Here is a 20,330-nt window from a genome sequence, read left to right as displayed (position 1 = left end):
CAGGATGACTCACTCGGAGTCATCCTGTTTTGTCTCTTTCACGATGCGAAACTTCGGTTTCACTGATTCATTGTTGAACGCCTCGAGCACGGTGTTCTCGTTGGCCATACGAATTTGTTGCGGTTCGCCTTTTGACGTCGTGCCGATACAGAACATGTTCGCCTCGTGATCGGCAAAGAGCGACTTGTAGGCTGTCGCGTGATGCATGAGCCGGCCGGGTGACCCCCAACCAACGATGGCCATACCGCCGCTTTTCTCGACGTCGTCGAGCGTCTCTTCGACATAATGATAGTTCACCTCGTCAAGTTGGGACTCGACGTACGGCAAGTTGTCGTTGATGGCGAGCGTCGGGACGAGGCTGATGACGCGCACTTCTCGAATCGGCTGATCCAAATGGTTACGCATGAGCATATAGGCGCGTTGTGTCGTCGTCCCGGACAAGAACGCATCGCTCATCCGAGGCGAATAGATGATGACGGCACAGATCACGCCGTCGACGACATCCGTGAACTCGTAAGAGCGCATATAACGTTTCGTCTTATCGTCGTTGAAAATCGATTTGACTCGAATCGTCACTTCCTCGATTTGCGTGTTCATTTCGTTTCCTCACTTCAACTGGTAATTTTCCTGTCACGTCAACTTGGCGAACCATTCCAAATAGCGAATCGTGTACCGCGCGACTTGTTGCTTCGTCGTCTTGCCGTCTCCTGGGAGAAGGGTGACCTCGGTCTGGTATTGGTCGTAAAACGACATGACGTTGTCGACGTACTGCTCACTTCGATTGTATTCAAAGATGGCCGAACGAATCGACTCGTTCGAATCACTCGTCTGTCCGCCGTGTTCACTCAAATAATAGGCTGCCGTATGCGCCGAGTCGATCAGGCTGTGCGGATCGGCTTGTCCATCGCCGTTGCCGTCACGGCCGAGACCGCCATATTGCTCGATTAAAGTTAAATCGGTCAAATCGATCTCGTCTTCTGGCACATCGCCTTTCTGATCGTCCGTGTCATACTGCCAGCCGAGCCACGTCCGTGGCATGAACTGGAACGGTCCGATCGCCCCGACCGAAGAGCGCATCGAGGAGCTGTGTGAGAAGATCGTCTCGACACGATGGACGGCGGCGAGCAAACGCCAATCGACGTCATACGCGTCGGCCGCATCCTCATACACCGCGACGTGGTCGGCAGGGACACCATGGTCCCCGTAGTAGGCACGGTAAAGCGCGTTGTTCACTTTTTCATGTTGACCGAACCAGCCGATTGCGACGAAGAACAACACCGCCACAAGCATGATACTGGTCAGTCGCAGCATCAATCGTTTCAAGATACCGCCTCCTAGCTTTCTAGACAATACCCGAATAGTGTAGCATATAGCTAACAGGAAGGACAGGAGTGGATATCGATGCTCGAACGAATCGTCTTTACCGTCATTCTCGCCTATTTATTGATCATTCAACTGTTCAATGCCCGCTTGATGAAGTCGATGCTCGCCTCGCTCGGAAGGAGCCGCGTATACGAAGAAGCGATCAAGTCGGCATGGGGGCTGACGCTTCTTCTCGTCGCGCTCGTGTTCTTGTTCGGTGTCCCGGCCGAGGCGGTCGGACTTGGGTTCATGCCGGAGGCGACCGACGAACGGGCGTGGAATTATTTCGTCCTTTGTTGCGTCCTCATGGGCGCCTTCTCCGTCTTTTACTTATCCGTGCTGACCTCCTCGCGCCTTCGGGAGATGCTCCGTCCCCACTATGAACTCGAGATCGAGAAAGCGCTTCTCCCGAGGACAGCGGATGAGGCGAAGGCGTGGAAAGCCGTCTCGTTCACAGCCGGGGTCACGGAAGAGTTCATCTTTCGCGGTGTCTTGCTCTACACGCTCACATTATATGTCGATTTCTCCGATGTGTCGCTCGCCTTGGCAAGTGGCGTCTTGTTCGGTCTTGCTCACGCCTATCAAGGGGTGCGTGGCATCGTCGTCACCGGGCTGCTCGGTGCGCTGTTCGGCTACGTTTATTTGGTGATGGGCGTCCTGTGGCCGCTCATGGTACTGCACATGTTGCTCGATCTCATCGCTGGACCGATTCATGTCGACGCGTCAAAAACTGGGTGACGGCGTCTTCATATGCGTCCCGGTCTTTTAAAATGCAGTTCGTATGTTCGGCGTCGTGGATGAGGGCGATCTCGTTTTGGCGGTTGAGGGCGTTCATCTCGACGGACATCCACGTCGGCACGAAATCGTCGCGCGTGCCGTGAATGAACAAGATCGGGGCGGACGTTTCCGCCAAGTCTCGTTTCGGGCGTACTTGGTTCATCCGAAAACCGGCCCGGCTCCATAGGAAGTAATCGATGCCTGGTAACAACAAGTCGCCAGGCAGCCGGTGCAAGTTGTTCAATTGATGGCGCATCAATTGTCGCATGTCGTCGAACGGGCACTCGGCGATCAAAAAGTCGACGTCTGTGAGCGGTCCGGCCTGAAGGATCGTCGCGGCACCCATCGAGACACCGTGCAGCCCGACTTCCTCTACGGTCTCGTTCGTACGCAGCCAGTCGACCCAATCGACGATGTCGTGTTTCTCATGGTAGCCGTATGAGGCGTAGACACCTTCTGATTCCCCATGTGAGCGCAAATCGACGGCGAGCAAATTGTAACCGAGCTTGTGGAACATGGCCAAATGCGGTGCCATGAAGCTGTGCGACGCCGTATAGCCATGGACGAAGACGATCCACTTCCGGGCGTCACCGTTGCGATACACCCGACCATATAGGCGGTAGTCGTCTCTAGAACGGAGCGAGACGTGTTCAAACGGCACGTCGTGGTAAAACGATTGGTCCTCTGTCGTGTACGGCGCGAGCAACATCTCTGGCGTCTTACGTTTCCCCCGTGTCATTCGTTTGAACGCATAATAACTGATGGCGTAATAGCCTGTGAATAATGTCGCGAGCCCGTATTTCCATTTTAGTTGCATGAACATCGCTCCTTTCCTCATTATTGTACCCGAAAACACTCATTGCGTTCACGTTCCAACACATATCGTGAAGCGCTCTGATGACGAGGGGCGACGGAACGGTTACAAATCGCCGGTCGTCACGTTCATCGATTCACGTTAAGCTGAGGCGGTAGAAGATTTAGGGAGGGTGGAGCAACGTGACGCGTGAGGCGATGTATCGATTCATACAAGCTTGCATCGGGGGGCGAGTGGACGATGTGACGGAGGAAGGGATCTCGTTTTATCGACGTGGGGCGCACGCGTCCCACGACCTGGCGCCTGTCCTCGATGCCTTGATCGAGCGTTTCTTGAGCGGGAGCGGTCGTGAAGTTCATGTGAATGTTTTGGACCTCGCCGACGATGCGGGTGTCCGGCCGGATGAGGCGGTTCAGGCGTTGCTCGCGCTCTCGGACATCTTCCTCGTCTCGAACTATATCGAGGAACGATTGATCATGATTCAACAGATGGAAATCGATGCGTTACGGACGTTCTCCGTTCGCATCGTGTTCAGCGCTTGGTTGTCGCATCATCTCGACGACGTCTGTAACCTACGACCGCATCAGGCCGGCTGACAAAACAAGGGAGTGGCGAACGCCACTCCCTTTCACAATGTTTCGAGTTGGCCATCACGCAAACGGAGCACGCGGTCGCACACGTCAAGCATGCGCTCGTCGTGGGTGATGACGATGACTTGTTTGCCGTTTTCGTGCGCGGCTGCGGCCAGGCGTTCCATGACGAGTCGCCCGTTCGCATAGTCGAGGCTCGCTGTCGGTTCATCGGCCAAGATGAGTGAGGGGTCGTTGATGAGGGCACGGGCGACGGCGACCCGCTGTCGTTCGCCGCCGGAAAGGCGATTTGGCAGTTCGTCCAACCGATGACCGAGACCGAGGTCGGTCAATAGCCGTCTCGCGTCAGTGTCAAGTCCTGCCTCGGCTTGGACGAGCTCGAGTTGTTCACATACCGTCAAGTATGGGACGAGGTGGGCATCTTGAAAGACGAACCCGACCTCGTTCAGACGCAATTTCCGTCGTTCTTCTTCATCGAGCGTGAACGCATCGACCGGACCGAGATACAATTCCCCCGCGTCAGGGCGTTTCAGCAACCCGAGAATTTGGAGCAGCGTGCTCTTGCCGCTCCCGCTCGGTCCGACGATGGCGATGCACTCTCCGGGAGAGACGGTCAAATCGACCCCGGATAGGATCGGTTGTTCATAGGCGTGATGAATCTTCATCAATTTCATTTCATTCGACCTCCTAAGGCGTCGGCGGCGTCGAGCCGGCGTAATGTGTAGAGCGGGAGCAATGTCCCGGCGAGCGAGATGACGAAGAAGAGGGCGCTGTAGAGCAGGGCGTTCACTACCTCGAATTGAAACGGGATGTCAGGCGGCACGACCCCGGCTACCAATGCCGTGACGAGAGCCGCGACACCGCTCGCGAGGATGACGGTGACCATCACTTGGCTGACGAGCGCGGTGCCGATCGTTCGCGTCCGGATGCCGATCGCTTTCAAAATTCCGAGCTCTGGCAACTTTTGCAATGTGACCATGTAGAAGAACGCCGTCAAGATGAACGCCCCGATGACCAAGAGAAATCCGCGCATCATCGCGAACGTTCCTTGTTCGGCCGAATAGCCCGGCACGGCCTCGATGACTTCTTGCCGTGTGAATGTCGAGAGGGCGGTGTCGCCGTCGCCGTCTCCGAGCCAGGCCGACACGTACGCCGGTCCGCCGGCGACTTGTTGATAGGCGTCCCATGTCTCCATCGTCGTCCAGACGACGGGGGCGTGGCTGAAACGACCGTCTGTCGTCCCGACGATCGTGAACCGATAGCCGCTCGTGAAATCTTCGACCGTATCACCGACGGATAACGTCTGCAGGAAAGTCGGGTCGACGAGCACTTCGCCGACTTCGAGGTCGAGCGTTGGTCCGACCGGAGAATCGGCCGGCAACGCGAACAACGTCGCATCTTGCTTCGTCTCGTTCCCGAACGTGAGCGGTTTGACAGCGAGCGGGGTCATCGTGTCGCTTCTACGTGTCTGTTCGATGAACGACCGTGTCAATTGGCCTTCCGCGTCGGCGGTCAGGTGGAACGTGTCGGCGTCGAGTTCACGTATGCTCGCCCCGTTGTCGTAGGCGAGTCCGTCGGCGAGTCCGGTGATGAGCGTCGTCAACAGCACGATGAGGAGTGTGATGACGAAAATCAGTGAGTAGCGGCGTCGTTGGCGCCACATTTCTTTCATTCCTAATTGCATAGAAAAAGCCTCCTTCATGTCGATGAAGGAAGCATAGCGGATGAATATGAACAGAGTATGAACGACTACAACGTGACCGTGAACACGGTGCCTCGGCCGGGTGTCGAATCGACGTGAATCGTTCCGTCGTGCAAGGCGATGATATCGTGGACGATGGACAGACCGAGTCCCGTCCCGGTCGTCGACCGGGACACGTCTCCTTGGAAGAAACGTTCGAACAGGCGCGCTTTCGTCGCTTCGTCCATACCGACCCCGTCATCGGCGATCGTCACGGTCGGACGCTCGCGTTGTTCCAAGCGGATGCGGATCATGCCGCCTTCAGACGAGGCGTGGAGGGCGTTTTGGATTAAGTTGGCCCACACTTGTGACAGCAGGATCGGGTCGCCTTTTATGGCGATGGATCGGTCGAGATCGGTCGAGATGGCGACACCGGTCTGGTCGAGTTGGAACGACAGGCCGCGTATGACTTCTTCGATCGAATCGGCGATGGTGACGTCCGACTCCAAGGCGAGATCCGCTTCATCGAGTCGGGCAAGCAGGAGCAACTGTGTCGTCAAACCCGATAACCGTTCCGTCTCATCCCGAATGATCCGCGCATAGTCGCTCGCCTCGCCATCGGTCGTGGCGACGAGCCTCGTCGCATACCCAGTAAGCGACGTGAGCGGGGAGCGGAACTCATGGGAGACGTTCGAGACGAACCGCTTTCGCTCTGCCTCGGACATCTCAATCGTCTGGGCCATATCATCGAATCGTCTCGCGAGCACCCCGATCTCGTCGGTCCGTCCGAGCGGTAAATCGCGAGGTCGTGTCCCTGATGCGACCGAGGCTGTCGCCTCGGTCAGCAGTTTGACGGGCCGGACGATATTTCGTGTCGAGAGCGCGATCAACAGAAACGCCAGAACGGTCAACGTGCCGAAAAAGAGACCGACGAATAAGTGGAGTTCACGAATCTGTGCGGACAGGTCGGGGCGCATGAAGACCGCGTCGATCCCGTCGCTACCGGTCAACGGAAAGCCGTACGTGTTGACGACCTCGTTGTCGAACAGACCGAGCAGAAAAAGGTGAAACGGATAGTCGCGCATCCCTTCGTAAACGACGCCGTCACGGACAGAACGGATGATGGCATCGTCGATCGTCTCGTTTCGGAACTCTCCCCCGTAGCGCATGACGCGTCCGTCCGCCTTGACGACGAACAGTTGATAGCCGGTCCTCGCGAGGAGTGAGTAATAGGCGGCCTCGTCTAGGTCGGTATGATTCTCGAAATAGCCGACGGCAGCGCTCGCCGTCCGCTCCGTCTTCTCACTATACGTCGGTTGCCACCAGACGTAATAGGCGACGTTACTGACGAGGAGGGCGACGGCCCCCGAGGCAATTAGAATGAGGAAGACCGTCAAGACGATTCGCGTATAAAGCGTCTTCATGTCATCACCTCAAGGGCGTAGCCGACCCCGCGCACGGTCCGGATTACGACTTGTTCGCTTTGGAGACGACTTCTCAGCCGCTTGATATGAACGTCGATGGTCCGGTCGTCCCCGTCAAAGTCTATGCCCCAGACGTTCTCGATCAGTTCATCGCGGCTATAGACGCGCGAAGGGAAGGCCGCAAGCTGATACAGCAGCTCGAATTCACGCTTCGGCAAGTGAATCGTCTCGCCGTCGACGTTCAAGCGATACTCACGCAAGTCGAGCGTGAGCGGGCCGGCTTGGACGATCGTCTGCGCCGTCCGTTCATATCGCTTCGCGACCGCCTGGAGCCGGAACAACAGTTCATCGGGAATGAACGGTTTCGTCATGTAATCGTCGGCGCCGTGCTCAAAGCCGCTTCGTTTGTCATCCCATTCACCGAGTGCGGTCAACAAGATGACCGGGACGTCGAGCATGCTCTTCAGCCGACGGCACAGTTCACGTCCATCCATTCCCGGGAGCAACACATCGACGACGGCGGCATCGGTCGGCCGTTCGGTGAACAGTTTTTCAGCGACGGTCGGATCTGTCGTCAAAGTCGTCGAATGACCAGCCTGTCGTAGTGTCTCGTCAAGCAGACGAAGAATATGTTCATCATCTTCTACAATCAATACGTGCATCGGACTCTTCCTTTCTAAACTGTGAAAAAGCGGCAAGGCCGTGGCCGTTACCGCTTGAATCGAAGTCACTTGGGTGCCAGTTCTCCATGCAAGGCACGCATCGCCCGCAAAAAGGCGTCTTTGAAGTATTTATCTTCTTGCGTCTCGAGCGTCTCGATCGCCGCGGCGTCCCCGCCGCTCGCCTTCACGAGCAAGTTGACGAACGCTCCCCAGCGCTTCACGTGCTCGGGCTTCGGATGGTTCATCGCTGACGTCAATGTGAACCAGTAAGGTTGATCGCGGCGTTGAAGCGTGGCGATCATCTGTTTCGCCGTCTTCGCCTCGTCCTCGGACGGGAGTGTCGCCGTGGCGAACCAGCCGAGGAGAGAGGCGCTCATTTCCTCGAGCGCCTGTTTAATCTCCGGGTCGATCGGTTGACGACCGAAATCGGTGAGGTTGACGAAGACGAGCCGGTCTTTCAAGTCCATGTGCGTGATCCAACCGCTCGCCGCTTTCAACTTGTCTTTCTCTTTGGATTGGGCCTTGAACGTGAACCCGTTCTGCTTACCGATATAGATGCGAAACTGACCACGGTCGACATGTTTATCGACTTTGAACTCGACGTCTTGGCCGACTTGGTACGGTTGATTCTTCTTGTTCAGCGTCTGTCCTTTCTTCAACTCGGGCCGGCGGACGATATAGCGGAGCGCCTCTTGCTCGGTCCGGTCATCGAGCGTCCACAAGTTGTGGGGCGTGACATTTTTGAAGCGATGGCGACGAACGTGGATATATTGGTCCAAGGCGTCGATCGCCTCGGCGACAGAGCGCTTCCCAGACAAATAGTCATCGGCGACGTCGCGAAGCGTCAGTGATTCGAGCCGGTCGATGTGCCCGTTGTAAGGGACGGTGCCGACGACGAACAAGGCGGTCGCGATCAGCTCGCTCTCGCGAGGGGTCAATGGACGTTTGGCCATATTGCACTTCCTCTCTAAAGTCATATACTCTAGTATAGCAAAAACCGATTTCTTCATGTTGTATGAATCCACCGAATGGAAAAATTGTACAGGTTCACAGGAATTCGGTGTTTTTCTCCGAATATTTGTTAAGATAGAGCTAACAATGGGATGTGGGATGAGGTGAAGAGATGAAGCTGTCGATTGAGTCTGGGGACTATATCGTGTTGATTGAGATCAACAAGGAAGTGTTGAAGTGCACATCGCTCGAAGAGGCAGTCTTTGCGGAGCGTGACCGTTACGAGCTCGTCGGTCGCATGAGTGAGCGGCTCCCGGCCGAGGTGATCGTCCCTTCCGTCATCGATTACATCCGCTTCGGGAGCGGATACATCGGGGACACGATCGTCTGGAACAACGAGACGGAATCGTTCTTTTGTCAGCAGTTCGAGACGATTGACGGCTCTCCGCTCGGTGAGGACTTAGACGGGTTCACTCCGGACCCGTACCGGATAGAACTCGCGCGCTACTACACGTACTTGACGATCGGAAAAATCGTCGATTTTGAGATGGAACACGCGGACGTCCCGGACTATTGGTAAGCTGTCGAAAAAATGTCATACTCTTTTTTTGAGAAAAAAGGGAAATCCAATCTGAAATTTGAGATAATGGAGCCATCTTATGAAGTTGAAATGGAGCGTAAGGCAATGAAAAAAATCTTATTGTTGACGGCGTTGACGTTACTCGCCCCGACGACGGCCGGGGCGGCGTCAAAACCAGTGATTCTCGAGAAGCATGGCTACGTCGTGGCGGAGCCGCGTGTCGGAAACCAGTATTATATTAAACAGACCGGGACCGACTTGACGTGGAACACGACTCGAGGAGCCGCCGACATCGTCGTCGCGTTGATTGATTCATCTGCCGACCGGACCCATAAAGAGTTGTTGAACGTCCCGCGGGTCGTCAATTCGATGAAAGGTCCATACAGTGTCGATTATCATGGCACGCATACGGCCGGTATCATGTCGGGCCTCCATAATAAATATGGCATCGCCGGGCTTGCCCCGAACGTCCGCTATCACTTCTATAACGTCTTTTACGGCAAGAACTCGGAGTTCACGGATTCGTGGACGGTCGCGAAAGCCGTCGACACGGCGGTCGCGAAAGGCGCGACGATCATCAACTTATCGCTCGGCGGCCAAGACTACGACCGCGTGCTCGCCGATTCGATCAAACGGGCACGGGCGAAAGGTGTCGTCATCGTCGCCTCGTCCGGTAACGACGGTGCGACAAAAGTATCGTTCCCTGCGAACATGAAAGAAGTCATTGCCGTCGGGGCGGTCGACTCACAGCACCGGGTCGCCGCATTCTCAAACATGGACAGCCAAGTGAAAGTCGTGGCTCCCGGTGTCAACGTCTTGTCGCTCGGATTGAAGAACAGTTTCATCTTCATGGACGGCACGTCGATGGCCGCGCCGATGGTAACGTCAGGCATCGCGCTCGTCAAATCGGTGAACCCGTTCTTGACGCCGACGGACATCGACGGGTTGTTTCAAAAAATGCCGCGCGTGAGCGGTAAGCCATACACGGAGCTGAACACGAAACGGCTGCTCGACGCGACGCCACGCCCGGTGTCTATCTCAGCCCCGGCGACGCTCACGAACCGGTATGTCCAAGAAGCGAAACTTTCCGTCATGAACCGACCGAACTTGAAAACGACGTACACACTCTATCAAGGGACACGGAAACTGAAGACGCTACCGGCGAACGGCGGCGCTTTCACGATGTATGCCGGTGGGGACTGGTTACCGAGCGGACAGTATCGGCTCACGGCCGTCGTCACGGACGGGAAGTACAAGCGCTCCTCTAGCCGAAACGTCACGTACGTCAACCCGGTCAAGACGAGTGTCGCGGTCAAAGCGGCCGACGCGCAAACGTTCGAGTTGACGACGACGCGTAAAGGGGTCGTCACGGTGCTTGATGCGACAGGGAAGACCGTCTACGAGGCGCTCCATGTGCCTGGCACGTTCCCGGTACGCGGTGACACGGGCTCGAACTTGACCGTCGTCTTGAAACCGACCGACATCTCCGAACGTGTCGTCTCGAAAACTTACGTGCCGGCCGCGCCGCCGGTTGAAGAACCGGTCGAAACGATCGAACAGACATGAAAAACACCACCTTACCCGTTGACGGTCTCGTCATCGGGTGGGGTGGTGTTGTTTTCATATGTCAGTCGATGGTGATCGCTTCACCTGTCCAACGAATGCTCGCTTCTAGCACGTTCCCGTTGTCATCGATATGTTCAAAACTTAATTTCCCGTCGGCGATGATGGTACACAGGCCGACACGAACGAGGTCGCTCCAGTCACGACGCGTCTGAACCGATGCATCGAATAGCGGGATCGATTCAGGAAAACGTTCATGCAGATGGGCCAAGTTATGGTGATCGAAATGGTAAGGCCGTTTTGACAATTCGTTCGGTGCTTTAATGTCGAACGGCTCAAACCCTTGGACGAGTCGATTTTTACGATAGAAGGCGAACACGCCGTTATTTGGGTGGAGCGCTTTAATGTCATCGATTTCAATCACATAGGTCAGCCGTTGGATCCAACCGTTCTTTGCATCTTGACGCATCAAAATCCCTCCTTGTTCAATGGAACACGCCTTATTTTAGCGCTGACCGCCATGAAAATCAAGTTCAGCTTGTCGGTTGTCAACGTGACGTTTATCGGCTACAATGGGTGAAGTGACTATGAGGTCTGGACAATCGCGGGGCGCAAGCTTTGAGGAAAGTCCATGCTCGCACAGCCTGTGATGGCTGTAGTGATCGTGCTACACGAAACGATAAGTGTAGGCAACGCAAGTTGACGGCAGAAGAAGCACCTAAGTCCTCGGATATGGTGCAAGCTTCTTGAAAGTGCCACAGTGACGGAGTCTGACCGGAAACGTTCAGAGTGGAACGAGGTAAACCCCACGAGCGAGAAACCCAAACTATGGTAGGGGAACTTCCTGACCGGAACCGAACGGGACGGAGGGCGCCAGACGGCGCAGATAGATGATTGTCACTCCATCGTGCCAGGGAGACCGTTATGAGCACCGGAGTACAGAACATGGCTTACAGGGCAGCATAGTCTCTTATCTTACATCGACCAGGAGTTCAAGCAATCCTACTTGAGCTCCTTTTTACTTGACCATTTTAGGACGAACAAATAGAAAGTAGGGATACTATGGCAAAACGAAAATTGATCGCCACAGCGGCGATGGGCATCGAGGCGCTCGTCGCCAAAGAAGTGCGTGACCTCGGCTATACGTGTGAAGTCGAGAACGGTCGCGTCTACATCGACGCCGAGATGGAGGATATTCCTCGCCTGAACTTATGGCTCCGTACGGCCGACCGCGTCAAGCTCGTCGTCGCCGAGTTCAAGGCGACGACGTTCACCGAGCTGTTCGACGGGGTCGTCGAGCTTCCATGGACGGATTTGATGCCGTGGGACGCCCGGTTCATCGTCGACGGCCGCTCGGTCAAGTCGAAGCTGTTCTCGATTCGCGACTGTCAGAAGATCACCGAGAAGGCGATCGTCGACGCGATGCAGCGCGGCTATAACAAACCGGGCGAATGGTTGCCGAAAACGGGGGCGTTCTATCCGATCGAGGTCGCCTTGTTGAAAGACGTGGCGACGATCACGATCGATACGTCGGGCGAGGCGCTCCACCGTCGCGGATACCGCGAACTTCATTCGCAAGCCCCGCTCAAAGAGACGATGGCCGCGGCCATGATCCAGCTGACGAACTGGAAGCCGGACATGCCGTTCTATGACGTCTTTACCGGCTCGGGTACGCTCGCCATCGAAGCCGCGCTCATCGGCCGTAACATCGCGCCTGGTCTCAACCGTGAGTTCTGCTCGCAAGACTGGCCGTGTGTGCCGAAGAAGGCATGGTACGAGGCGATCAACGAGGCGAACGATAAAGCCGAGTGGGACAAGCCGCTCAAAATCTACGGCATCGACCTCGACCCGCGCATGGTCAAGCTCGCTAAGGACAACGCCGAACTCGCCGACGTGCGTGACGCCATCACGTTCGTCCACAGTGACGCGGCCGCGTTGAAGCCGAAAGAAGAGTACGGCGTCATCATCGGTAACCCGCCATACGGGGAACGGTTGCAGACGGAAGAAGAGATCATCGACTTGTATGAACGGATCGGGCAACAGTTTGCCAAGTATCCGGGCTACAGCGTCTATATGCTGACAAGCTATGAGGACTTCGAGAAGGCGTACGGTCGCCCGGCGACGAAACGCCGTAAGCTGTACAACGGGAATATCGAGACGCAGTATTATCAATTCTTCGGCAAACGTCCACCGAGACGCCCGAAAGAGGAAACTTCTGAAAATAAGTGAGGCAGCAGTAGGTCTGGCACCAGCTTGTAAATAGTAAACGACCGCAACTCGAGCGGACGGACCGTAGACGGATGTCTGCGGTCTTTTTTTCGTCTGTCTATCGTAGGTAGATCACCGCATCGTATGGAAAGAAAAAACGACGCCCGCTAGAAAGCGGTGCGTCGATCGAGCTGGCGTTTGCCGTCAGCTCATTCGCCGACCATCCCGTCGTTGTCATTGTCTCGCATGTACGGATAGAGCCAATGATCGCTCATGATCGGCATACTGAAGCCGGCATCTTTCGCTTCTTGGATCGTCACTTGTCCGTTTCCGTTCTTGTCGACGGTCGAGATGTCACCGCGGTCAGCCGGTGTGCCCGTCTCTGGCGTCTTCTCGGTCAAGCCGAGTGCTGCGTTCACTTCGTCCGGGTTGACGTTGTCGAACCGGTCGATGATGACGTTCCCGTTCAACGTGTACGTATATTGATAGCTGGACGGGATTTGGGTCGATGTGTCCGGATATGTGATGAGCGCCTCGAAGTCAGTGACCCCGCCCGCGTTGCGAATGATCGTCTCCATGTAGGCTTGGTCACCGTGGCGGTTGAGCGTGCTGTTTTGTGGCGTGATGTTGTAGGCGTTCGAGACGCCTCCGAGCGAGTCGGCGATGACGTGTCCTTCATCGAATTCGGCATGCTCGGTGCCGGGAACTTTCGCCTCGTCGGCGTAGTAACGGCCAGATGACTTTACAGCCTCGTTCGCCTCGTCCTGCAAGGTGATCTCAGCGGCGACAACTCGTACAAGTTGTCCGTGCTCATTTGTGAACGCCCAATATTCACGCTCGCCGAATCCGACGTTTACGACGACGTTTCCTTCGCGATGTCCAGACAAGTCACCGCCATCGACTTCGAGCAACGTGTAGCCTGAGAATCGTTCTTGTGCCGACGGATCTGATTGGTCCTCAGCCTCAGTCGTTGACGCCGATTGTTCTTGCACATCGGTCACTTCAGCCGTATCATCTGTGAGAGAAGCATCTTGTTCACTGTTGCATGCGACTAGCAGAAGCATCGTTAGCGGCAAAGTGAAGTAAATCAAGTTTCGGATCATCTCGACACCCCTCTATGGATTATTAGTACTTGTTCATTTTAGAAATGTTTGAAACGTTATACAAGCAAACTGATTGGGAGTTGGGGGGGATGTCACATCCGAAAGGTTCGGTCAGGCACTTGTTGCGTTTCAATCGATTCGATCCAGGCTATACATACGTATACATGAGAGAGGAGACGTGCCATGCAGACATACACAATCGAATATGCGTTTCAAGACAAGGAGCAGACGTCACGAACGTGCGAAGTCCGACTCGATCGTACGCCCGACCTGAACGATAACGAGCAACTCGCCGACCTTTATCAAATCGTGTCAGAGGCGATCCGAAAGCCGATCACGACTTTCGAGATATTGGCGGTTCGCTAAAACAAATCGACCCCTGGGCAACCGTCTTGGGGGTCGATTCAGTCAATCGAAAAGAGGAGTGATGATGTAATGAGAATAGTCGTCGTCGGGCTTGGCGATGTCGCCAAAAAAGCATACTTGCCAGTCTACGCCGGATTGGACGGGGTGGACACTTTCCTCGTCTCACGGGACGAAGAAAAAGCAAAACAACTCGTCGCAAAATATCGATTCGCCGGACAGTATCGGACGCTCGAGGAGACGCCGCTCTCCGAGATGGACGCGGTGTTGATTCATTCGACCACATCGGTACATACGGAACAAGTCGCCTATGCGCTCGAACGAGGAAAGCACGTCTTCATCGATAAGCCGGTCACGTTCACGCTCGAGGAGACCGCTCGTCTCGTCGGACTCGCCGAGAAGAATCAAGTCGAGCTCGTCACCGGATTCAATCGCCGTTTCGCGACGGCGACGACGGCGTTGAAGGCCGTCGCAGCCCCGAACCTCGTGTTGATCCAGAAAAATCGGACGTATCAACCGGCGACACTGCGGGAGTTCATCGTCGAGGACTTCGTCCACGTCGTCGACACGCTGCGGTTTTTGACGGGTCTCGTACCGGTGAAACATCTCTCCGTCCGTCCCCGTTATGAAGGGGAGACGCTCAAGCAACTTCAGATTCAGTTCACGGCCGGTGGGGTCGAGGCGATCGGAATCATGAACCGCGACAACGGTTGTACAGAAGAAGTGATGGAAGTGATGTCTCCGAGCGTGAAACGGGTATCTCGGGACGTCGAGCGCGTCTTCGACCACACCCCGGACGGCATGCTCGAACGGAGTTTAAGTCCGTGGGAATCGAATTTGGCACGGCGAGGATTCACATCGATGATCGATGAGTTCATCAAATTGCTCAAAGGGGAAGAGAACGATTCCGTCCGGGCCCGTGACAGTCTGACGACCCATGAGCTGTGCGAACAGATCATCGAAGCGGTCACGCACTGAACGCACCGTTTCCTGGCGTAAAGGAGCGGGTAAGGATTCCTTAAGAGGAGGGATGTTCAGTGGAAATGCGAGAGTTGATCATGCAGGCGAACGACTTGCTGTGGACGTATGTCCTTATTTTCGTTTTGATTGCCGGCGGGATCTTCTTCACGATCCGGATGGGATTCGTCCAATTCCGGATGCTGCCGGAAATGTTCAAGCTGTTGTTCGTCAAAGGATTGAAGCATGAGAAAGGACAAGTATCTTCGTTCCAAGCGTTCGCCATCGGGACGGCTGCGCGGGTCGGCACCGGGAACATCGCCGGCGTCTCGACCGCGATCGCCCTCGGTGGACCCGGGGCCGTCTTTTGGATGTGGCTCATCGCTTTGATCGGTGCGGCGTCGGCATTCGTCGAGAGCACGCTCGCCCAAGTGTATAAAGTCCATGACGGCAAGGCGTGGCGAGGTGGCCCGGCCTATTACATCGAACGGGCACTCGGGCAACGTTGGCTCGGGATCGTGTTTGCGATTTTAATCACGTTCTCATTTGGGTTTGCTTTTAACTCGGTACAAGCGAACACGATCGCCTTATCTGTCAACAACGTGTTTGACATCGACACGGTTTGGGTCGGTCTCATCCTCGCTGTCGTGACGGGGATCGTCATCTTCGGTGGGATCCGCTCCATCTCGACACTGTCGGGGATCATCGTCCCGGTCATGGCCGGTGGGTACATCTTGCTCGCGATTTGGGTCGTATTGACGAACCTTGGCGCCGTACCGGCCGTGTTCTCGGCCATCTTCTCAGAAGGGGTGCTCGGCTTCCGACAACTGTTCGGTGGCGCGGTCGGTGCTGCCGTCTTGCAAGGGATTCGCCGCGGCTTGTTCTCGAACGAGGCGGGGATGGGCTCGGCTCCGAACGCCGCAGCGACGGCCGAAGTCAGCCATCCTGTGAAACAAGGGCTCATCCAGTCGCTCAGTGTGTTCGTGGACACGCTGTTCATCTGTACGGCGACGGCGATGATCGTCTTGATCTCTGGTGTCCCGGGTTCAGAGGAGCTTCAAGGCATCGAACTAGCGCAAGAAGCGCTCTTGACCGAAATCGGTCCGGTCGCGACGTCACTCATGACGATTGCGATTCTGTTGTTCGCATTCAGTTCGATACTGGCGAACTATTATTACGGGGAGACGAACATCGAGTTCATTTCAGAACGGAAAGTGTATCTCGTCATCTATCGTATCGCCGTAATCGGGATGGTCATGTTCGGTGCCGTTCGTTCGGCAGGACTCGTCTGGTCGATCGCCGACATCTTCATGGGCTTGATGGCGCTCGTCAACATGTACGCCATCTTCCGTCTGAGCAAGATTGCCCGCGTACTGCTCGACGATTACGTCGCACAGAAACGGGCCGGAAAAGATCCGCACTTCAGTCGAGATGACGTCGACTTGCCTGGTAAAGAACACGTCGAGGCATGGGAAACGAAGCGGGAACATATCGGTTGAATGAAGAGCAAGGGCTGCGTCGCGGTCCTTGCTTTAAATCGATATGAAAATATTTATTTCAAATACCGAATTCATTTTATAAAAATTATTTAAGAAAAGAGTAGAGAACATGATACAAACCTTCACTACTGTGTTCAAGCGTTTTTTTGTCGAACGTTTCTTTGATCAAGCGGCCATGTTGGCCTATTATTTTATTTTGTCGACATTTCCTTTCTTGCTGTTCGTGCTCGGAATCGTCGGATTGCTGCCGTTCACGAGCGGGGACGTCATTGATGCGCTCGCTCTCGTCATGCCAGAAGGGAGTTATGAGTTGTTAGAAGGAAACATCGAGGCGATTTTTGATGATTCAAGACTCGGTCTGGCCTCGATCAGCATCTTGCCTGCCCTTTGGATTTCTTCGATGGCGGTGCAATCGCTCGTTCGTTCGCTGAACGATGCCTATCGATTGATTCGCAACAAGTCATTTCTAAGAGGGGCGCTCCAAGACATCGCGGTCACGCTCGCGCTTATGTTCGTATTACCGTTCTCGCTCGTCATCCCGGTCGTCGAGGCGGCGTTACGGGAAGTCTCGACACATATCATCTTCATCGATGAGATCGTCGCGACGTACGCCCAAATCTGGTTTTATTTCCGTTGGATTGTCGGTTCACTCGTCTTGTTCAGCGTCTTTTTACTCGTCTACAAATGGCTCCCTAGCCACCGTGGGACAATCCGTGACAGTTGGGGAGGGGCAGCGTTCGCCACAATCGGTATCTTGACAGTCTCGAACGTGTTCAGCTACTATTCACAGTATGCAAACTATGAACGCTTCTATGGCCAGCTAGGTGCGTTCATCGTGCTACTCGTCTGGTTTTATTTGGCGGCCTCGGTGATCTTGCTCGGCGGGTTGCTGAACGCCACGCTCATCGAACGAAAAGAAAAGTCCGATTAACCTGCAATTGATTGTTATCATTCAAGGATTCAGGGAATGATATCGATAAGATCGCATCTTTCAATCGGAGGTGGGAAACATGAATATGCAACGGCTCGTACACAATCGTCGTTTCATCGATCAATCATTGTTTTACCTCGCCTTACAACTATGGAAGTGGATCATGTTGCTACCGGTTCTCTTCTACTTGGACGTCTCGATGCGTGTCGCCCCATTTTCTCAGTACGTGATGGTCAGTTTGATCCTTTACGTCGCGTTTCGTGTCATTCAGTACGTGATTGCGAGTCGAGCCTCCTTGATGGAGCTGCTCGAGTTCGGCTACGGGGTACTCTCACTCGTCCTTGTCATTTCGCTTTTGATTGAAGTGTCGGCCTCACCGACCGCAATCGCGTTCCTTGCCGCAGTATTTCTCGTCCACCCGACGCTGGCGCTTCATCATTACCGTGATTTTAGCGAACGGAAGTGGTTGAACAAACAGTTTCAGCTGTTCAGCCCGATGCTCAAGCAAGGTGAGGTGCCGGTCCATGTGCTCGTATTGACCGAGGACGAGATCGTCATCACTGCCGAGAGCGGCAAAGAGTTCACATACCGGCACATCTATTGGGGCGGGTTCTATTTTGAAAATGTGTCTTAAGGTGGTCGTTTGATTGGATAATATTATTGTCATCGTATTTTGGATTGTCGCGTTCCTGGCATTCTTTAAAGGTGCTTACGACATGTGGCGGGAGTATCGATCGACGAAACAACGATCGGTCCTCTATTTCTTGATCGCCTTGATTTTAACTTGGTTTTGGTTCAACCCTTACGAATTGACCGCACTTCATCCGTTCGTTCTCATGGCTTATTATTGGAACCGGAACCGGACGCTTCGAAACGTGATGTTCGTCCTTGTCCTCGTTCCATTCTTCATTCGTGTATGGTTACTCGCCTCGACGATGTGAATCCAATGACAGAAGAAAGGCTCGCCCCGAATAATGGGGCGAGCCTTTTGATGCTTATTCTTCTTTGGCGGCAGCAAGTTCTGCTTCCATCTCAGAGAATTCGCGACTAATTCGTTTTTGCTCACGCTGGCTCGTGAACGTGCTGACGAGAACGATGGCCAACATACTGAGGAAGAATCCTGGCACCATCTCGTAAATGACGTTCGAGAGTCCTGTGACAATCCAGAGGATGACCGTGAGTGCACCGACAAGGATACCGGCGAGGGCGCCTTGACGTGTCATCTTATTCCAGTAGAGAGACAAGAGGATCGCTGGTCCAAAGGCTGAACCGAAGCCTGCCCATGCATAGCCGACAAGCGTCAAAATCGTGTTTGACGGGCTGAGCGACATGAGTGTCGCCACAACACCGACGAGAAGGACACCGATCCGTCCGGCTAGCACCATCGTTTTCTCGCTCGCTTCTTTGTTAAAGAACTTGCGATAAAAGTCTTCCGTCAACGCCGATGACGTGACGAGCAACTGTGAGGACACGGTCGACATGACCGCAGCTAGAATCGCGGCGAGTAAGAAACCGGTGATGAACGGGTGGAACAAGACATCCGAGAAGCGGATAAATACCGTTTCCGGGTCGGCAAGCGGGTTCCCTTGACCACGGAAGTAGGCGATGCCGACAAGTCCTGTCATAACAGCACCGACAATCGATACGGTCATCCAACCCATTCCGATCCGACGTGCCGTCTTCAATGATGGGACGTCTTTAATCGCCATAAAGCGGACGATGATGTGCGGTTGGCCAAAGTAGCCGAGACCCCACGCGAGAAGCCCGATGATACCGAGCGTCGTCGTTCCTTTGAACAAGTCGAACAAGTCTGTATTGATCGCCGTCGCTGTATTGACAGCGTTCGTCATCCCACCGACATCCGTTAACGCAACGATCGGTACGAGAACGAGGGCGAGGAACATGATCACACCTTGTGCGAAGTCGGTCCAACTGACGGCAGTGAAACCACCGAACAGCGTGTAAAGAATAACGACGCTGATTGTGACGATGACACCAGTCTGATAGTTGATCCCGAATGAGCTTTCAAACAGTTTACCGCCTGAAACGAGTCCGGCCGACGTGTAGAACGTGAAGAAGATGATGATGACGGACGCGGACAGAATCCGTAGCCAGTTCGAGTGATCTCGGAACCGATTCTCAAGGAAGTCTGGAATCGTGATCGAGTCATTCGCCATCTCGGTGAAGACGCGAAGACGCGGAGCAACTAGCAAGTAGTTCAAGTAAGCTCCGATGACCAATCCAACGGCTAACCAAATTGCTGACAATCCCGTGGCATACATTGCCCCCGGTAGTCCCATCAACATCCAACCACTCATATCCGATGCTCCGGCTGACATGGCAGTAACTCCTGGCCCCATTTTACGGCCACCTAACATATAATCTGATGAATCGGTCGTCCGTTTAAACGCGACGTAACCGATAGCGAGCATCATCACGAGGTAAAGCGCGATGGATACCCATTCTTGCCATAACATTGTATTACCTCCTGTACGCTTTCATTTTCATATGGTTCAATCATTCGCGTGAACATTGTGGTGTAATTCCCATAATGTCCTGTGGGCGAACGGTAAAGACGAACTTGTGACTAACCTTAACGGACCTTGAAAGGCATTGCAAACTGTCATCTTTTCATAAAAACGGCTCTAAAGCGCATTATACCAACGGATAAGGTATCTTTTTTTCATAAACAAAGTTTAAATTTTCTGAATATTCGTCATGCTCAGGATACGCCTGTGTAATCTTTCTGTAACATTAAATGTTGATTTTTTTCTCTTATATATTAGATGAATTATAAAATTAAGTGCAACACCTGAACGTGAACGCAAAAAAAGCCCACAGCGATGGCCTCGTTTAGAATGAAGT

Annotated in this window: 22 protein-coding genes and 1 other RNA gene; 12 read left to right on the top strand and 11 right to left on the bottom strand. The window is 54.3% G+C overall.

The window, feature by feature from the left end; translation table 11 throughout:
* Positions 1-9 precede the first annotated feature (9 nt).
* Positions 10-597, bottom strand: a complete 588-nt coding sequence (locus L971_RS10595) for a DUF1643 domain-containing protein (RefSeq protein ID WP_024371959.1) — start codon at positions 595-597, stop codon at positions 10-12.
* A gap of 33 nt (positions 598-630) precedes the next feature.
* Positions 631-1,323 carry a lytic transglycosylase domain-containing protein gene (locus tag L971_RS10590; RefSeq protein WP_231557595.1) on the bottom strand — a complete coding sequence of 231 codons (693 nt, stop codon included), beginning with the start codon at positions 1,321-1,323 and terminating at the stop codon, positions 631-633.
* A 78-nt stretch (positions 1,324-1,401) separates the two neighbouring features.
* Here L971_RS10590 and L971_RS10585 point away from each other — a divergent pair, with 78 nt between their 5' ends.
* Entirely contained in the window at positions 1,402-2,100 is a 699-nt protein-coding gene (locus tag L971_RS10585) for a CPBP family intramembrane glutamic endopeptidase (protein WP_047375751.1), read from the top strand.
* On the opposite strand, the gene L971_RS10580 is transcribed toward L971_RS10585, so the two are convergent.
* Positions 2,057-2,956, bottom strand: coding sequence for an alpha/beta hydrolase (locus tag L971_RS10580; protein WP_029334931.1), 900 nt, complete (start codon positions 2,954-2,956; stop codon positions 2,057-2,059). The genes L971_RS10585 and L971_RS10580 overlap by 44 nt on opposite strands.
* A gap of 179 nt (positions 2,957-3,135) precedes the next feature.
* On the opposite strand from L971_RS10580, the gene L971_RS10575 reads away from it, so the two are divergent.
* The gene (locus tag L971_RS10575; RefSeq protein WP_047375748.1) at positions 3,136-3,549 is read left to right on the top strand and encodes a hypothetical protein; all 414 of its coding nucleotides are present in this window, start codon (positions 3,136-3,138) and stop codon (positions 3,547-3,549) included.
* Positions 3,550-3,581: 32 nt separating this feature from the next.
* Here L971_RS10575 and L971_RS10570 read toward each other — a convergent pair whose 3' ends face one another.
* From L971_RS10570 to L971_RS10550, 5 genes are all read right to left on the bottom strand, one after another.
* Complete coding sequence (locus L971_RS10570) at positions 3,582-4,217, bottom strand: ABC transporter ATP-binding protein (protein ID WP_024371954.1); 636 nt, start codon at positions 4,215-4,217, stop codon at positions 3,582-3,584.
* Entirely contained in the window at positions 4,214-5,227 is a 1,014-nt protein-coding gene (locus tag L971_RS10565; RefSeq protein WP_047375747.1) for an ABC transporter permease, read from the bottom strand. The genes L971_RS10570 and L971_RS10565 overlap by 4 nt, the downstream gene beginning before the upstream one ends.
* A gap of 65 nt (positions 5,228-5,292) precedes the next feature.
* Positions 5,293-6,648 (bottom strand): HAMP domain-containing sensor histidine kinase, encoded by a 1,356-nt coding sequence (locus L971_RS10560; protein WP_047375745.1) that lies wholly within the window; start codon positions 6,646-6,648, stop codon positions 5,293-5,295.
* Positions 6,645-7,310, bottom strand: a complete 666-nt coding sequence (locus tag L971_RS10555) for a response regulator transcription factor (protein WP_047375743.1) — start codon at positions 7,308-7,310, stop codon at positions 6,645-6,647. Before L971_RS10555 ends, L971_RS10560 begins: the two co-directional genes overlap by 4 nt.
* A 65-nt stretch (positions 7,311-7,375) precedes the next feature.
* Positions 7,376-8,263: a hypothetical protein gene (locus L971_RS10550; RefSeq protein WP_024371950.1), complete on the bottom strand. Its 888-nt coding sequence runs from the start codon at positions 8,261-8,263 to the stop codon at positions 7,376-7,378.
* Positions 8,264-8,433: 170 nt separating this feature from the next.
* On the opposite strand from L971_RS10550, the gene L971_RS10545 reads away from it, so the two are divergent.
* Together L971_RS10545 and L971_RS10540 are read left to right on the top strand one after the other, a co-directional pair.
* A complete protein-coding gene (locus L971_RS10545; RefSeq protein WP_024371949.1) occupies positions 8,434-8,841 on the top strand; it encodes a hypothetical protein in 408 nt (135 codons plus the stop codon).
* Between the two features lie 105 nt (positions 8,842-8,946).
* On the top strand, positions 8,947-10,407 hold the full coding sequence (locus tag L971_RS10540) for a S8 family serine peptidase (protein ID WP_024371948.1): 1,461 nt from the start codon (positions 8,947-8,949) through the stop codon (positions 10,405-10,407).
* Between the two features lie 61 nt (positions 10,408-10,468).
* Here the strand turns inward: L971_RS10540 and L971_RS10535 are convergent, their stop codons facing one another.
* Complete coding sequence (locus tag L971_RS10535; protein ID WP_024371947.1) at positions 10,469-10,873, bottom strand: hypothetical protein; 405 nt, start codon at positions 10,871-10,873, stop codon at positions 10,469-10,471.
* A gap of 121 nt (positions 10,874-10,994) precedes the next feature.
* On the opposite strand from L971_RS10535, the gene rnpB reads away from it, so the two are divergent.
* An RNA gene (rnpB, locus tag L971_RS14975) (RNase P RNA component class B) lies at positions 10,995-11,362 on the top strand.
* Between the two features lie 104 nt (positions 11,363-11,466).
* Positions 11,467-12,633 (top strand): class I SAM-dependent RNA methyltransferase, encoded by a 1,167-nt coding sequence (locus tag L971_RS10530; protein ID WP_024371946.1) that lies wholly within the window; start codon positions 11,467-11,469, stop codon positions 12,631-12,633.
* Positions 12,634-12,821: 188 nt separating this feature from the next.
* On the opposite strand, the gene L971_RS10525 is transcribed toward L971_RS10530, so the two are convergent.
* Complete coding sequence (locus tag L971_RS10525; protein ID WP_029334960.1) at positions 12,822-13,715, bottom strand: DNA/RNA non-specific endonuclease; 894 nt, start codon at positions 13,713-13,715, stop codon at positions 12,822-12,824.
* A 183-nt stretch (positions 13,716-13,898) separates the two neighbouring features.
* Between L971_RS10525 and L971_RS10520 the strand changes: the two genes are divergently transcribed.
* From L971_RS10520 to L971_RS10495, 6 genes are all read left to right on the top strand, one after another.
* Complete coding sequence (locus L971_RS10520) at positions 13,899-14,081, top strand: hypothetical protein (RefSeq protein ID WP_024371944.1); 183 nt, start codon at positions 13,899-13,901, stop codon at positions 14,079-14,081.
* Positions 14,082-14,150: 69 nt separating this feature from the next.
* On the top strand, positions 14,151-15,056 hold the full coding sequence (locus L971_RS10515; protein ID WP_047375742.1) for a Gfo/Idh/MocA family protein: 906 nt from the start codon (positions 14,151-14,153) through the stop codon (positions 15,054-15,056).
* 65 nt (positions 15,057-15,121) lie between these two features.
* Entirely contained in the window at positions 15,122-16,534 is a 1,413-nt protein-coding gene (locus L971_RS10510) for a sodium:alanine symporter family protein (protein WP_081828338.1), read from the top strand.
* A 109-nt stretch (positions 16,535-16,643) separates the two neighbouring features.
* Positions 16,644-17,465, top strand: a complete 822-nt coding sequence (locus tag L971_RS10505) for a YihY/virulence factor BrkB family protein (RefSeq protein WP_024371941.1) — start codon at positions 16,644-16,646, stop codon at positions 17,463-17,465.
* Between the two features lie 79 nt (positions 17,466-17,544).
* Positions 17,545-18,099 carry a hypothetical protein gene (locus L971_RS10500; RefSeq protein ID WP_047375740.1) on the top strand — a complete coding sequence of 185 codons (555 nt, stop codon included), beginning with the start codon at positions 17,545-17,547 and terminating at the stop codon, positions 18,097-18,099.
* A gap of 13 nt (positions 18,100-18,112) precedes the next feature.
* A complete protein-coding gene (locus L971_RS10495; RefSeq protein ID WP_024371939.1) occupies positions 18,113-18,406 on the top strand; it encodes a hypothetical protein in 294 nt (97 codons plus the stop codon).
* Between the two features lie 54 nt (positions 18,407-18,460).
* Here the strand turns inward: L971_RS10495 and putP are convergent, their stop codons facing one another.
* Entirely contained in the window at positions 18,461-19,942 is a 1,482-nt protein-coding gene (putP, locus tag L971_RS10490) for a sodium/proline symporter PutP (RefSeq protein ID WP_024371938.1), read from the bottom strand.
* Positions 19,943-20,330 lie beyond the last annotated feature (388 nt).

This window comes from Exiguobacterium sp. ZOR0005, assembly GCF_000798975.1.
GTDB lineage: Bacteria > Bacillota > Bacilli > Exiguobacteriales > Exiguobacteriaceae > Exiguobacterium > Exiguobacterium aurantiacum.
The sequence above is the reverse complement of the archived record's forward strand: the minus strand, read 5'-3'. Positions and strand labels throughout refer to the sequence as shown.